This is a genomic window from Taklimakanibacter deserti, assembly GCA_003574785.1.
In genome coordinates, this window is the sequence record QORU01000001.1 from 494,403 (window position 1) to 506,760 (window position 12,358).

Consider the following 12,358-nt stretch of genomic DNA (forward strand, 5'->3'; position numbering starts at 1 on the left):
ACGCTAAGCTCGGTCGAGACGGGCGTGGGCGCGGACCGGGAAAGTGCCCATGTCCTTCACCTTCGGCGGAACGGCGGTGAAACGGAAGCCCTCCGCCGGCAAGGCGCCAAGGCCGGTCAAGTGCTCGACGATCGGGATCTCGGCGGCAAGCAGGACCGTGTGGACCGGGCGTGTGCCGCCGGTCGTGTCGTCGATGTTGAGGGAATCGATGCCGACCAGGAGTGCTCCCTGATCGCGCAGATAGACGGCGGCCTTCTCGGTGAGGAAGGGATGACCCTCGAAATACTGATCGGTTCGCCAGTGCCTGTCCCAGCCGGTATTGACGAGCACCGCGTGGCCGCGGCACGTGACGGGGACGAAATGATGCCAGTCGATGGCGCGTTCCTCGGCACCTGTCACGCGCACCACGACGGCCGGGATGTTGCTCACGCGCTTGAGTGCCAGCTCGGAGAGGTCATGGCCGTCGGCATAACGGTGGAACGGCACGTCGATATAGGTGCCGGTATTCGACACCATCTCGATCTTGCCGATCTGGAATTCCGTGCCCTCGGCATAGATCTCGCGCGACCTGGCGCGTGAGAGATGATCGCAGATCAGGGGCGCCGGCAGGCCCTTATAGGTGATCATGCCGTTCTCGATCGTGTGGCTGAGATCGATCAGATGACCGCTCGCGCCGCGAGTCTCGGTCACGGGGGCAGGGGAAGCCTGGCGCTTGTGGCGCTCGGCGATGATCTTCTTGTTGAGGATGCGCACCTCGCCCACCATCAGAAGACGCATGTCGCGGATGATATAGGCGGCAAGGGCGTCATCGGCGATGTCGTCACCTTCGATGTCGAGACGGAAATCCTGGCCCTGGATGCCGCCGCCATTCGAGAAATCCACCTCGAAATCGAAACACACGCGCTTCTCGGTCATGGTGCTCTCCTGTTCGGACCATATGTCATGTCCATGCTGGAGAGCGCAACGGCCTATTGCGCGAGGATGCGGGCGAGGAGCGGGCGATAAATGTTGGCGCCCGTCAATATCACACCGACCTTCTTGCCTTTCATTCGCTCGCGTTCCTGGAGGAGACCGGCCAGCGGCACGGCGCCCGCACCTTCCGCGGTATTGTGCGTGTCCTCGTGATAGAAGCGGATCGCATCCGCGATCTCTTCGTCGCTGACTGTGACGATCCGGTCGGCGCCTTTGTGGATGATGGCGACGGGCTCGGGCTTGGGGACCCGCACCGCGACACCGTCGGCAAAGGTGCCGGCGCTGTTCGTCGTCACCACTTGGCCCGCCTTGAAGGAGAGTGCATGGGCGGGCGCGTTCTCGGCCACCACGCCGACGATCCGGGTCTTGAGTTGCAAGAGATCGCGGGTGCGGATCAGGCCGCATATGCCCGAACCCATGCCGATCGGCACATAGACCGTGTCTAGATCGGGTAGGGCAGTAAAGAATTCGAGCGCATAGGTCGCGACACCGCGCATCAGCTCGGGCAGGAACGGCTCGATGACGAAGAGATCGCGCTCGCGCGCGATGCGCGCGGCGCTGTCATAGGCGGCGCTATAGTCGTGGCCGGCCTCGATCAGCTCGGCGCCGAGCGCCTTGAGGGCCTTGTTCTTCTCGGGGTTGTTGTTCTCAGGCACGACGATGGTGACGGCGAAGCCCGCTTTGCGGCCGGCATAGGTCTGGCTGAGGCCATGATTGCCGACGGTCGCCGTGATGATGCCGCGCGGGACCTTGCCATAGCGGCCCTTCTTCAGCGCATCGGCGAGAACGAGGCCGCCTCTCACCTTGAAGGCGCTGGTCGGCAGATGGTTCTCATGCTTGACCCAGACCTCGGCACCGCTGCGCTCCTTGAGAAGCGGCCAGGCGATCTGAGGCGTCGGCGCGAAAGACTGGCGCACGATGCCGGTGGCGTCCTCGAGCTCCGCGCGGCTGAACAGGAAGGGCTCGATATTGACCGTCATCTGGACCTCCGGAGGGCTTTGGGCGGGCGCAAAATCTCGCTTGAAAGATCAGTCCGAGAAATCAATAAATGGGAGATAGATCATTCCATATCGGAATAGGCATGCAGATCCCCCGGCGGCTTCTCCCGCCCATCCACGCGCTTCATGCATTCGAGGCGGCGGCCCGGACGGGCAGCATCTCCAATGCGGCGCGCGAGCTCGATCTCACCCAAAGCGCCGTCAGCCGCCAGATCAAGGCGCTCGAGGACCAGCTCGGGCTCGAGCTCTTCGTGCGCGACAAGCAGACCATCCGCCTCACGCTCGCCGGGCAGAGCTATGCGCGCGACATCCGCGAAGCCCTGCGACGGGTCAGCACCGCTTCGCTCAATATCCGCGCCAATCCCTCAGGGGGCTCGCTCACCCTCGGCATCCTGCCGACCTTCGGCACGCGCTGGCTGGCGCAGCGGCTGCCGCGTTTCGCCCTGCACTGCCCAGGCATTCACCTCAACCTGTTCTCGCGGATGACGCCTTTCGACTTCAATCTCGATTCGATCGATGCGGCGATCCATTTCGGCAAGCCCGAATGGCCGGATGCCACCTTCACGCCGCTCTTCGGCGAGAGCGTCCTGCCGGTCGGCGCGCCCGAGTTGGTGACCCGCTATTCATTCAAGTCGCCGGAAGACATCCGCCAGGCGCCGCTCCTGATCCTGCTGTCGCGGCCGGATGCCTGGGAGCGCTGGCTGGCGCGCCAAGGCGAACGCGACGACGACATTCGCGGCATGATGTTCGACCATTTCGAGATGGTCATCCGTGCCGCGCGCAGCGGTCTGGGCTTAGCCCTCATGCCGACCTTTCTGATCGAGGAAGAGCTCACGGCGGGCCAGCTCGTGCCGGCCTTCGCGCAAGCACAGCCGAGTCCGGAGAAATATTATCTCGTCAGCCCAGCGGAACGCGGCCACTACGCACCGCTGGTCGCCTTCCGCGATTGGCTGGTGGCTGAGGCCGCTGTTGTGTCATGATGATGCGGTCGTGAGCGAGTAGGGGCCGAATGGGTACCGGGCATACGCATGGGACGGGAGCGTCCCCGGGGACCGCCGCCGGGCGGCACAAGGGCAAGCTGGCCTGGGCGCTGGTGCTGACCGTTGCCTTCGTCGCCGTCGAAGTGATCGGCGGGTTGCTGACCGGCAGCCTGGCGCTCCTCGCCGATGCGGCCCACATGCTGACCGATGCGGGTGGGCTCGCTCTGGCGCTGGTCGCCATCCGTTTCAGCGAACGGCCCGCCACGCCGCAAAAGACCTATGGCTATGTCCGCATGGAGGTTCTCTCGGCCCTGGTGAATGCCGTGGTCCTGCTGCTGCTCACGATCTATATCCTCTATGAGGCCTATCAGCGGTTCCTGCATCCACCGGAGATCCTGAGCGGGCCCATGCTGGTGGTGGCCGCGGCGGGCCTCCTCGTCAACATCATCAGCATGAAGCTCCTGTCGGCGGGATCATCGGAAAGCCTGAACGTAAAAGGCGCTTATTTCGAGGTGTTCAGCGACATGCTGGGCTCGCTCGGCGTCATCGTCGCGGCCCTTGTCATCATGTTCACCGGCTGGACACCGGCCGATCCCCTCATCGGCGCCGGGATCGGCCTGTTCATCATTCCGCGCACCTGGATCCTCCTCAAACAGGCGATCCATATCCTCATGGAAGGAACGCCGCCCGAAGTCGACATGGCGCTCCTGGAGCGCAAGCTCCTTGCTATCCCCGGCGTCACGGCCGTTCACGACCTTCATGTCTGGACGATAACCTCGGGGCTCGATGCGATGAGCTGCCATCTGGTCGTCGCCGACATGACGCGAGCGCGTGGCATTCTCACGAATGCCAACGAGCTGATGAAAACGAGCTTCGGCCTCGACCATACGACGATCCAGATCGAGGATCAGGCGCTGCGCGAGGCGGAAGGGGAGCTCAAAATATAGCATCGGCCCGAAAAGTGCGGGCGGTTTTCGGATAAGCCGATGCGCAAAACTGAGTGGCTTGCATTTTGATAGTGACCGGCCTATGCCCTTCGCATGCAACCGAAGAAAGCCTTTGGAGTCGAATGTCCGGTGGCGCGCTCGCTCGAATGCATCGGCGAGTGGTGGAGCATCCTCATCCTGCGCGACGCCTTCCAGGGCTTTACTCGCTTCGACGAATTTCAGAAGAGCCTGGGCATCGCGCCCAACATCCTGTCGCGGCGTCTGGCGCATCTGACGGAAGCCGGCCTGTTCGAGCGCCGCCTCTACAGTGAGCGGCCGCCGCGTCACGACTATGTGCTGACCGCGAAAGGCCGCGATCTATTTCCAGTGGTGATGGCGATCTTCGCCTGGGGCAACAAGCACCTGGCCCCCAAGGGCGAGACGGTCCTCATCGCCTCGCGCAAGACCGCGCAACGCCTCGATCCGATCCTGGTCGATGCCCGCAGCAAAGAGCCGATCACGCTCGGCGATGCCGCTCTCATTCCCGGTCCCCGGGCCACACCCCGGACCCATCAGCGCCTTGCCATGATCCGGGCCATGCGCCCGGAGAACGCCAACCCGAAAGGATGAAGCCATGCGCCGCATCGTTGTCACTGGTCTCGGTCTCGTCTCGCCTCTGGGCTGCGGTGTCGAGCTCGCCTGGTCGCGCCTGATCGCCGGCCGATCGGGCCTTTCGACGTTGCCCGAATGGGCGGCATCGCTGCCGGCCAAGGTCGCGGGGCTCGTTCCGGCGAAAACACAGGATCCGGAAGGCGGTTTCGACCCCGAGAAGGCCGCACCGGTTAAGGATCATCGCAAGATGGATCGTTTCATCCTCTTCGCCCTGCTGGCGGCGGCCGAGGCGATCGTCCAGGCCGGGTGGCATCCGGCCGACGCCCATGAGGCCGACCGCACGGCGACGATCATCGCGTCGGGGATCGGCGGCTTTCCGGCCATGGTCGAGGCGGTGCGCACCACCGACCAGCGCGGCGTCCGCCGCCTGTCGCCCTTCACCATTCCCTCCTTCCTCGCCAATCTCGCGGCCGGCCAGATCTCCATTCGCCACGGCTTCAAGGGACCGCTCGGCGCGCCGGTCACCGCCTGCGCGGCGAGCGTGCAGGCCATTGGCGATGCGGCACGCCTGATCCGCGCCGGCGAAGCCGATGTCGCACTGTGCGGCGGCACCGAGGCCTGCATCGATCTCGTCAGCCTCGGCGGCTTCGCTGCGGCGCGGGCGCTGTCGACAGGTTTCAATGACCGGCCGAAGCAGGCCTCGCGGCCCTTCGACAAGGGGCGCGACGGCTTCGTCATGGGCGAGGGTGCGGGCGTGCTGCTGATCGAGGAGTTGGAACATGCGCGTTCGCGCGGCGCCACGCCGATCGCCGAGATCATGGGCTATGGCACCTCGGCCGATGCCTATCACATGACGTCGGGGCCCGAAGACGGCGAGGGTGCGGCTCGCGCCATGGCGGCCGCCTTGCGCCAGGCTCGCATCGCTCCGGGCGATGTGCAGCATCTCAATGCGCATTCGACGTCGACGCCGGTCGGCGATCTGGGTGAGCTCGAAGCCATCAAGTCGGTGTTCGGACGGGAAGGCGGCATCGCCGTCAGCGCCACCAAATCAGCCACCGGTCATTTGCTGGGCGCGGCGGGCGGATTGGAGGCGATCTTCACCATTCTCGCTCTGCGCGACCAGGTGGCGCCGCCGACCCTCAATCTGAACGATCCCGATGACGCAGCCGCGGGTGTCGACCTCGTCGCCAATAAGGCGCGGCCCATGACCATGGATCACGCCATCTCGAACGGCTTCGGCTTCGGCGGCGTCAATGCCAGTATTGTGCTCAGGCGATGGACGTGATTGACTCGATGGAGTGAGAAAGACAGGAGGCTTTGGCGTGTTCCTGGTTTTCGAAGACAGGCCGTCAGACTCGCCCTTCATCGAAAGGGTGTGGCACTGCCATAGCGAGCGCGCCGGCCTCTTCCATTCCATCGCCTCGCCGCATTGGGAAATGGCGGTCACCCGTCATCGCGGCAGGACCTATCTCACGATCCGCGGCCCCGAAACAAAGGCGACGATGGCCGATTGTCCGGCGGACGGGGAATGGCTCGGCATCCGCTTCAAGCTCGGCACCTTCATGCCGAAGCTGCCCGTCAGCCGTCTCATCGATCGGCAGGATGTGGATCTGCCCTCGCTTTCCGATCATTCCTTCTGGTTCGAAGATGACGTTTGGGAATATCCGAGCTTCGAAAATGCCGAAAGCTTCGTCGCGCGTCTGGTGAAGAACGGGTTCGTCTCGCGTGACGGCGCCGTCCAGGCGGCGCTTGCCGGTGACCATGAAGCGCTTTCCTTGCGCTCCATCCAGCGGCATTTCCGCATGGCGACCGGCATGACGCAGGCGACGTATCGCCAGATCGAGCGTGCCCGCCACGCCACGCAGCTTCTCAGGCGCGGCGTGTCCATTCTCGACACCGTCCATGAAGCGGGCTTCTTCGATCAGTCGCATCTCGCGAGGTCAATCAAGCGGCTCATCGGGCAAACGCCGGCGGATGTCCTGAGCCAGGAAGAGCAGTTGTCGTTTTTATACAAAACAGCCTCGCATTCGTGAGGCTATGGTCGGCGCGCTTTACAGGGGGAGACGCGCATGCCGAAGATCAACACCTATCTTTCCTTTGACGGAACGGCGGCCGAGGCCATGCGCCATTATGAAAAAGTTCTCGGCGCCAAGCTCGACAACCTCATGCGCGTCGGCGACATGCCCGATGCGGCGCGGATGCCGGGAACATCCCCCGACAGGGTCCTGCATGCGCAGCTTTCCTTTGCCGATGGCGGCGTCCTCATGGCAAGCGATCGGATGGGCGGTGGCGCCCATGAGGGCATGAAAGGCTTTTCCGTGGCGCTCACCTATGAATCGCCCGAGGAGGCAAACCGCGTGTTCAATGCCTTGGCCGAGAACGGCATGGTGCTCTTGCCGTTGCAGCCTTCGTTCTTCGCCAAGACCTTCGGCATGCTGATCGATCGCTTCGGGACACCATGGACGATCAGCGGCGGTGGTGTGGCACAACAAGGGTGAGCAGGGGGACAGGATGGCCATGAACAGCAAGACTACAATCTGGGCCGGCTATGTGTTGAGCGCTCTCGTCATCCTGTTCATGGTCTTCGACGGCGCCATCAAGCTGGTGCCGATCGCAGCCGTCACCGAATCGAGCGCGGCGCTCGGCCTTCCCACGAGCATCGGCTTCGCGCGCGGCCTCGGCATTCTGGGTCTCGTCTGCACGGCACTCTATGCCTATCCGCGGACCTCGGTGCTGGGCGCCGTGCTGCTCACCGGCTATTATGGCGCAACGGTTCTGACGCATTTGCGCGCCGGCAGCCCGGTCTTCAGCCATATGCTGTTCGGCGTCTATCTCGGCATCCTGGCCTGGGGCGGGCTCTATCTGCGCGACGAAGGATTGCGGGCGCTCTTCCCGGTCCGCCGCGACTGATGAAGCTCAAGCTTGTGGCGTTTTCGCCACGGTGAGATGCGTGGCGGCGGGTGTCGAGATCCGCTCGGTCACCGCATAGCCCAGGGCCGGCAGGTCGATGCCGGCGAAGAGATTCTCGCCTTTGCCGAGGAGGACCGGCGACACGGCGATATGCATGTCGTCGATGAGTTGGGCGCGCAAATACTGGTGGAGGGTGGCGACGCCGCCGCCGATCCGCACGTCCTTGCTCTTGGCGGCCTGCTTTGCCTGCCGCAGAGCCGATTCGATGCCGTCGGTCACGAAGTGGAACACCGTGCCACCTTCCATCGGCAGGGAAGGACGCGGATGATGGGTGAGCACGAAGATCGGCACATGATAGGGCGGGTTGTCGCCCCACCAGCCCTTCCAGCTCTCATCCGGCCACGGGCCCCGCACAGGCCCGAACATGTTGCGGCCGAGAATCCAGGCGCCGACATTCTCGAAGCTACGCTTGGCAAAATCGTCGTCGGTTCCGGTCTCGCCGCCCTCCTTGCCCTGTATCGACCGAAAGGTCTTGGTCGGGAAGATCCATTGATGCAGGGACTCGCCATTCTCACCCAGCGGATCGGCGAGGCTCTGGTTCGGGCCGGCGCCATAGCCGTCGAGAGAGATCGAAAAGGCGCGGACAATCAGCTTCGACATGGGGGAACTCCATTTTTTCAATAACCAGTTTTATTATGCAACTGGTTATAACCAAAGTGATTGCGAAATGCAAGCGGTTTCTGCCCGCCAGGCCGCAAAATTGCCACCGAGCCTTTCAAACCTCGGGGAAGGAGATTCTGCAAAATGCCGAGTGCCCAATTGCGGCGGCTGCCTGCTCGCCACGTCAATATTCTGGCCGGTATCGCCCTGCTGGGCGTTGCCTGTCTCTCAGCGCCCGATGCTGAGACGCGCAGCGTCCTGGAGCTCTTGCGTGTCAGTCCGCTGCGGATCATGTGCTTCACGACGCCTTGCCCGCCGTGGAATGCGATGGCCATCTCACAGGGCGCCGAGGCTCCGGGGCCGCATCCGCTCTATCTCGGCCCCTTGCCGTCTCTGCGTGGACCGAAACCCGTGATACGGCGCATCGCCGCCCCCTGGCGAAACAAAGACTGCGTGATCATTCGCGGCAGATTGGAAAAGTCCGGGACATCCGCGGTCTTGTTCGTCCGGCGCATCTTGCGCTCGTGCTGAAGCACCATTCGCCCTCGCGCATTCATCGACAATGACTATAATCGGAAGCAAGCGGCGGTAAATGGTCCGGAACAAGGAGGCTTTCCATGGGGATTTCACGCGCTATCTTTGTCGCTATCTCGGCTTTGGCCATCGTCGCGCTCTCGCAACGCGCGCATGCCGATGAATGCGACAATGCGCAAGGCGGCCAGGCGGGGCTGAATGAGTGCTATGACAAGGTGTTCAAGAAATCGGACGCCGAGTTGAACAAGCTCTACAAGCAGATCGAGGCTCGGCTCAAGAGCGATGCCGACAGGACGAAGCTCTTGGTGACGGCGCAGCGCGCCTGGGTCGCCTTCCGCGATGGGGAATGCAACTTTCAATCCTCCGCTACTGCGGGGGGCAGCATCGGTCCGATGATCTATTCGATGTGCCTCGATACTGAGACGAAGAGCCGGATCGAGGACTTCAAATCCTATCTCAAATGCGAGGAAGGCGATTTGAGCTGCCCGGTCCCGGCGAATTGATCGCCGCGGCTTGAGGCAGGCTGCTTGGTTTGACATTGGAGGCTTGCCCATGATGAAGACCTACACAGGAAGCTGTCACTGCGGCGCAGTGCGCTATGAAGCCGACATCGATCTCGACCGCGGGGTCGGCAAGTGCAATTGCTCGATCTGCTCCAAGACCCGCAGCTGGAGCGCGATGATCAAGCCGGACGCGTTCCGGCTTCTCGCTGGAGAAGACGCGCTCAGCGACTATCAGTTCGGGACGAAAAGCGCGCATCATCCGTTCTGCAGGAATTGCGGCGTGCGCCCGTTCGGGCGCGGTTATATCGAGCAGATCGGCGGAGACTATGTCTCTATTCATTTGTCCACGCTCGACAACGTAACGCCCGCCGAATTGCTGGCCGCGCCGGTCACATATTTCAATGGGCGGGATAACAGCTGGTGGACGGAGCCGGAAGAGACGCGCCATCTGTGACCTGATGTGAGCCCAAAGCCGGTCCAGAATCCGGACTGCCCCGGCGTGCCGCCTTGCGCTACTATGGCGTCATGACGGGATATGGCCAGTTCTGCTCGGTCGCGCGCGCCCATGAAGTGCTGGGCGGGAGATGGACCTTGCTCGTCGTGCGTGAGCTCCTCAACGGCAGCCGGCGCTTCAACGACCTCCGCCGCGGAATCCCCCGCATCTCACGTACCATGCTTTCGGAGCGCCTGCAGGCGCTGGCTTCAGCGGGCGTCGTGACACGCATCGATGGCGGGCAGGGGCCCGAATATGAGCTCACCGAAGCGGGCAGGGAGCTCGCCCAACTGGTGGGCCAGCTCGCCCAGTGGGGTCAGCGATGGCTGCCGCGGCGAGCCAGCGATGAAGATCTCGATGTCGAGCCGCTCTTGATCGACATGCAGAGACGCGTCCGGTTCGAGGCGGTCCCCAAGGAACCGTTCATCATCCGCTTCGATATTGCCGGCAGTCAGCGGCGCTTCCTGCTGATCAGCCCCTTGGAGGCTTCGCTCTGCACCCACAATCCGGGCTTCCCGGAGCTGGTGCGAGTGAAGGCGCCCCTTGCCGCCCTGGTCGCCTGGTGGCGCGGCGATGTGAGTTTCCTCGCGGCGCAAAGGATGGGCTTGTCGCTCAACGGAACACGGGCGCTGACCCGTTCCTTCCCGGCGTGGTTCGACCGGTATCTGTTCGCCGGGATCGGCCCCATGCGCGACGGCAGGAGGTCGTCTGCCGCATGACCGTCAGGATCGTTCGCCTCGGCACACCGCGCCACCGGCAAGAGGGAACGCGCATCGGCGCCGTGCGGCGTCCGCCGCGCGGTGTGCGAAAGGAACGCTACGCAAAGGACGACTGGTTCGACGTCTGGTATCCCGAGCTCTCGCCAAGCACCGATCTCGTATCGAGAGCCCTGGCCGCGCAGACCGATGCCGAATGGAAGAATTTCGCGCGTGCCTTCCGGGCCGAGATGAACGAGCCGATGCCACGGCGCACGCTCGACCTTCTCGCGGCCCTTTCACACGATGCGCATTTTTCGATCGGCTGCTATTGCGAGAACGAAGGGCGCTGCCATCGTTCGGTGTTGCGCGCACTTCTGGCGGAACGCGGCGCCCGCGTCGCCTGATCCATCAGGCGGTCCGGATTCCGTACCTCACGCTTGGGGCCGCCTGGTCCATAGCTCCCGCATTCGCTGTTCGCGGAGGAATGATCCATGGCGGTTGCGACTAACATTCTCGAAGCCATCGGCCGCACGCCTTTGGTCGAGCTCAGGAGGATCGTGCCGTCCGGCCATGCCCGTGTCCTGGTCAAGCTCGAAGGGGCGAACCCGACCGGCAACATGAAGGACCGGATGGCGAAGGCCGCCATCGAGGCCGCGGAAGCGGATGGGAGGCTGAGGCCCGGCGGTACTGTCGTCGAATATACCGGCGGCTCGACCGGCGCTTCTCTGGCACTCGTCTGCGCCGCCAAAGGCTATGGACTCAAGATCGTCACCTCCGACGCCTTCAGCGCGGAGAAGACTCGCACGACGCAGGCCTTCGGCGCCGAGATCATTCTCGTTCCGAGCGACGACAAAAGGATCACCGAGGACCTGATCCGGCGGATGATCGATAAAGCCCGGGAGATCAGCCGGGCGCCCGGGCATTGGTGGTTCGACCAGCTCAACAACAAAGATGCGGCGGCGGGCTATCATCCGATGGGCGAGGAAATCTGGACGCAATCCGGCGGGAAGGTCGACGCCTTTGTGCAGTCGGTGGGTTCCGCTCACTCCCTCAACGGTGTCGCGAGAATCCTGCGCGGGCACAATCCGGATCTGCATGTCGCCGCCGCCGAGCCGGCCGAGTCGGCCGTGCTGTCCGGCAAGCCGAAGGGCGCCCACAAGATCGAAGGCATCGGCATCGGCTTTCTCCCGCCGCAGTGGCGACCGGACGAGGTCGACGAGACGATCTCGGCCACGACCGAGGAGGCCGTGCTCATGTGCCGCCGCCTGGCGCGGGAGGAGGGCATCTTTGCCGGCACATCGTCAGGGCTCAATGCGATCGCGGCGCTGCGCGTGGCCGAACGCCTCGGCTCCGATGCGACCGTGGCGACGATCATGATCGATTCCGGTCTCAGATATCTGAGCACGGATGTCTATCGGTAAGAGGAACCGGCAATGCGGCGCCACGACCTGTGCGATCTTGCAAATTCGGGCTGCAAGATTGCGCTCTCCTCTAACGTTCATTCGTCTCCTATCTTCCGGGCATCACTGCAAGATGGAGGTAAATCATGGGTGCTCCTTCTCCCGAATTTTCCAATCTATGGCTGGCGCGCGCGTTCAATGCGCAAGATGTCGAAGCGGCGGCGGCGCTCTATCATCCGGACGCCGCGATCGTTCAGGTGGACGAGGTCCATGGCGGCACCGTCATTGCGCGCGGCGCCGACGCCATCCGCGCAACCATGGCCGCCTATATCGACCTGAAGCCGCATATGGACGTCATTACCCACCACGTCACGATCGCCGGCGACTTCGCCATGACGCGCTCGCAATGGCTGATCACCGGCGAGCACAAGGACGGCAAGCCGATCGAAGTCCATCATCACGGCATGGAGGTGCACCGGAAGGGTGCCGATGGCAGCTGGTACTTCTTCATGGATCATCCGTTCGGCGCCGACGCCGACTGGGCCGTCGCGCGACCGCCGCGCACCGATTGAGCTCGTCGGTGGAGAAATACCTGCCGGCCCATCGTCGGTACTGACGATCTGTAAGCTATTCGTAAGTCCAGCTCCATCACGCTTCGTCCGGTATGGACCC

The 12,358-nt window shown here is 63.5% G+C and carries 17 protein-coding genes; 14 read left to right on the top strand and 3 right to left on the bottom strand.

Annotated elements, in window-relative coordinates; all coding sequences use genetic code 11:
* Positions 1-3 precede the first annotated feature (3 nt).
* Both DS839_RS02360 and DS839_RS02365 read right to left on the bottom strand, forming a co-directional pair.
* The gene (locus tag DS839_RS02360) at positions 4-915 is read right to left on the bottom strand and encodes a cyclase family protein (RefSeq protein ID WP_119268664.1); all 912 of its coding nucleotides are present in this window, start codon (positions 913-915) and stop codon (positions 4-6) included.
* 53 nt (positions 916-968) lie between these two features.
* Positions 969-1,928, bottom strand: a complete 960-nt coding sequence (locus DS839_RS02365; protein ID WP_438816491.1) for a threonine dehydratase — start codon at positions 1,926-1,928, stop codon at positions 969-971.
* 125 nt (positions 1,929-2,053) lie between these two features.
* Between DS839_RS02365 and DS839_RS02370 the strand changes: the two genes are divergently transcribed.
* The 7 genes from DS839_RS02370 (at position 2,054) to DS839_RS02400 (ending at position 7,398) form a co-directional block, all read left to right on the top strand.
* Positions 2,054-2,950, top strand: coding sequence for a LysR substrate-binding domain-containing protein (locus tag DS839_RS02370; protein WP_119268666.1), 897 nt, complete (start codon positions 2,054-2,056; stop codon positions 2,948-2,950).
* A 29-nt stretch (positions 2,951-2,979) separates the two neighbouring features.
* Positions 2,980-3,897, top strand: coding sequence for a cation diffusion facilitator family transporter (locus DS839_RS02375; RefSeq protein ID WP_119268667.1), 918 nt, complete (start codon positions 2,980-2,982; stop codon positions 3,895-3,897).
* 93 nt (positions 3,898-3,990) lie between these two features.
* Positions 3,991-4,506, top strand: a complete 516-nt coding sequence (locus tag DS839_RS02380) for a winged helix-turn-helix transcriptional regulator (RefSeq protein WP_119268668.1) — start codon at positions 3,991-3,993, stop codon at positions 4,504-4,506.
* Between the two features lie 4 nt (positions 4,507-4,510).
* Positions 4,511-5,773, top strand: coding sequence for a beta-ketoacyl-ACP synthase II (fabF, locus tag DS839_RS02385; RefSeq protein WP_119268669.1), 1,263 nt, complete (start codon positions 4,511-4,513; stop codon positions 5,771-5,773).
* 37 nt (positions 5,774-5,810) lie between these two features.
* Positions 5,811-6,521 carry a helix-turn-helix domain-containing protein gene (locus DS839_RS02390; RefSeq protein WP_119268670.1) on the top strand — a complete coding sequence of 237 codons (711 nt, stop codon included), beginning with the start codon at positions 5,811-5,813 and terminating at the stop codon, positions 6,519-6,521.
* A gap of 36 nt (positions 6,522-6,557) precedes the next feature.
* On the top strand, positions 6,558-6,986 hold the full coding sequence (locus DS839_RS02395) for a VOC family protein (RefSeq protein ID WP_119268671.1): 429 nt from the start codon (positions 6,558-6,560) through the stop codon (positions 6,984-6,986).
* A 19-nt stretch (positions 6,987-7,005) separates the two neighbouring features.
* On the top strand, positions 7,006-7,398 hold the full coding sequence (locus DS839_RS02400; protein ID WP_368911066.1) for a DoxX family protein: 393 nt from the start codon (positions 7,006-7,008) through the stop codon (positions 7,396-7,398).
* Positions 7,399-7,404: 6 nt separating this feature from the next.
* On the opposite strand, the gene DS839_RS02405 is transcribed toward DS839_RS02400, so the two are convergent.
* Positions 7,405-8,058 carry a dihydrofolate reductase family protein gene (locus DS839_RS02405; protein WP_119268673.1) on the bottom strand — a complete coding sequence of 218 codons (654 nt, stop codon included), beginning with the start codon at positions 8,056-8,058 and terminating at the stop codon, positions 7,405-7,407.
* A gap of 144 nt (positions 8,059-8,202) precedes the next feature.
* On the opposite strand from DS839_RS02405, the gene DS839_RS02410 reads away from it, so the two are divergent.
* The 7 genes from DS839_RS02410 to DS839_RS02440 all read left to right on the top strand — a co-directional run bounded on the left by DS839_RS02410 (position 8,203) and on the right by DS839_RS02440 (position 12,258).
* The gene (locus DS839_RS02410; RefSeq protein WP_119268674.1) at positions 8,203-8,589 is read left to right on the top strand and encodes a hypothetical protein; all 387 of its coding nucleotides are present in this window, start codon (positions 8,203-8,205) and stop codon (positions 8,587-8,589) included.
* An 86-nt stretch (positions 8,590-8,675) separates the two neighbouring features.
* Positions 8,676-9,095: a lysozyme inhibitor LprI family protein gene (locus DS839_RS02415; protein ID WP_119268675.1), complete on the top strand. Its 420-nt coding sequence runs from the start codon at positions 8,676-8,678 to the stop codon at positions 9,093-9,095.
* Between the two features lie 49 nt (positions 9,096-9,144).
* The gene (locus DS839_RS02420) at positions 9,145-9,549 is read left to right on the top strand and encodes a GFA family protein (RefSeq protein WP_119268676.1); all 405 of its coding nucleotides are present in this window, start codon (positions 9,145-9,147) and stop codon (positions 9,547-9,549) included.
* A 53-nt stretch (positions 9,550-9,602) separates the two neighbouring features.
* Positions 9,603-10,307 carry a winged helix-turn-helix transcriptional regulator gene (locus DS839_RS02425; protein WP_368911068.1) on the top strand — a complete coding sequence of 235 codons (705 nt, stop codon included), beginning with the start codon at positions 9,603-9,605 and terminating at the stop codon, positions 10,305-10,307.
* Positions 10,304-10,690: a DUF488 domain-containing protein gene (locus tag DS839_RS02430; RefSeq protein ID WP_119268677.1), complete on the top strand. Its 387-nt coding sequence runs from the start codon at positions 10,304-10,306 to the stop codon at positions 10,688-10,690. Before DS839_RS02425 ends, DS839_RS02430 begins: the two co-directional genes overlap by 4 nt.
* Before the next feature lie 87 nt (positions 10,691-10,777).
* A complete protein-coding gene (locus DS839_RS02435; RefSeq protein WP_119268678.1) occupies positions 10,778-11,707 on the top strand; it encodes a PLP-dependent cysteine synthase family protein in 930 nt (309 codons plus the stop codon).
* 125 nt (positions 11,708-11,832) lie between these two features.
* Positions 11,833-12,258: a YybH family protein gene (locus DS839_RS02440; RefSeq protein ID WP_119268679.1), complete on the top strand. Its 426-nt coding sequence runs from the start codon at positions 11,833-11,835 to the stop codon at positions 12,256-12,258.
* Positions 12,259-12,358 lie beyond the last annotated feature (100 nt).

What these genes read in the sequence shown, in the direction of transcription:
- DS839_RS02360 (WP_119268664.1), bottom strand. Translation starts at nt 915, where the DNA reads ATGACCGAGAAGCGCGTGTGTTTCGATTTCGAGGTGGATTTCTCGAAT.
- DS839_RS02370 (WP_119268666.1), top strand. Translation starts at nt 2,054, where the DNA reads ATGCAGATCCCCCGGCGGCTTCTCCCGCCCATCCACGCGCTTCATGCA.
- DS839_RS02375 (WP_119268667.1), top strand. Translation starts at nt 2,980, where the DNA reads ATGGGTACCGGGCATACGCATGGGACGGGAGCGTCCCCGGGGACCGCC.
- DS839_RS02380 (WP_119268668.1), top strand. Translation starts at nt 3,991, where the DNA reads ATGCAACCGAAGAAAGCCTTTGGAGTCGAATGTCCGGTGGCGCGCTCG.
- fabF (WP_119268669.1), top strand. Translation starts at nt 4,511, where the DNA reads ATGCGCCGCATCGTTGTCACTGGTCTCGGTCTCGTCTCGCCTCTGGGC.
- DS839_RS02395 (WP_119268671.1), top strand. Translation starts at nt 6,558, where the DNA reads ATGCCGAAGATCAACACCTATCTTTCCTTTGACGGAACGGCGGCCGAG.
- DS839_RS02400 (WP_368911066.1), top strand. Translation starts at nt 7,006, where the DNA reads ATGAACAGCAAGACTACAATCTGGGCCGGCTATGTGTTGAGCGCTCTC.
- DS839_RS02405 (WP_119268673.1), bottom strand. Translation starts at nt 8,058, where the DNA reads ATGTCGAAGCTGATTGTCCGCGCCTTTTCGATCTCTCTCGACGGCTAT.
- DS839_RS02410 (WP_119268674.1), top strand. Translation starts at nt 8,203, where the DNA reads ATGCCGAGTGCCCAATTGCGGCGGCTGCCTGCTCGCCACGTCAATATT.
- DS839_RS02415 (WP_119268675.1), top strand. Translation starts at nt 8,676, where the DNA reads ATGGGGATTTCACGCGCTATCTTTGTCGCTATCTCGGCTTTGGCCATC.
- DS839_RS02420 (WP_119268676.1), top strand. Translation starts at nt 9,145, where the DNA reads ATGATGAAGACCTACACAGGAAGCTGTCACTGCGGCGCAGTGCGCTAT.
- DS839_RS02430 (WP_119268677.1), top strand. Translation starts at nt 10,304, where the DNA reads ATGACCGTCAGGATCGTTCGCCTCGGCACACCGCGCCACCGGCAAGAG.
- DS839_RS02435 (WP_119268678.1), top strand. Translation starts at nt 10,778, where the DNA reads ATGGCGGTTGCGACTAACATTCTCGAAGCCATCGGCCGCACGCCTTTG.
- DS839_RS02440 (WP_119268679.1), top strand. Translation starts at nt 11,833, where the DNA reads ATGGGTGCTCCTTCTCCCGAATTTTCCAATCTATGGCTGGCGCGCGCG.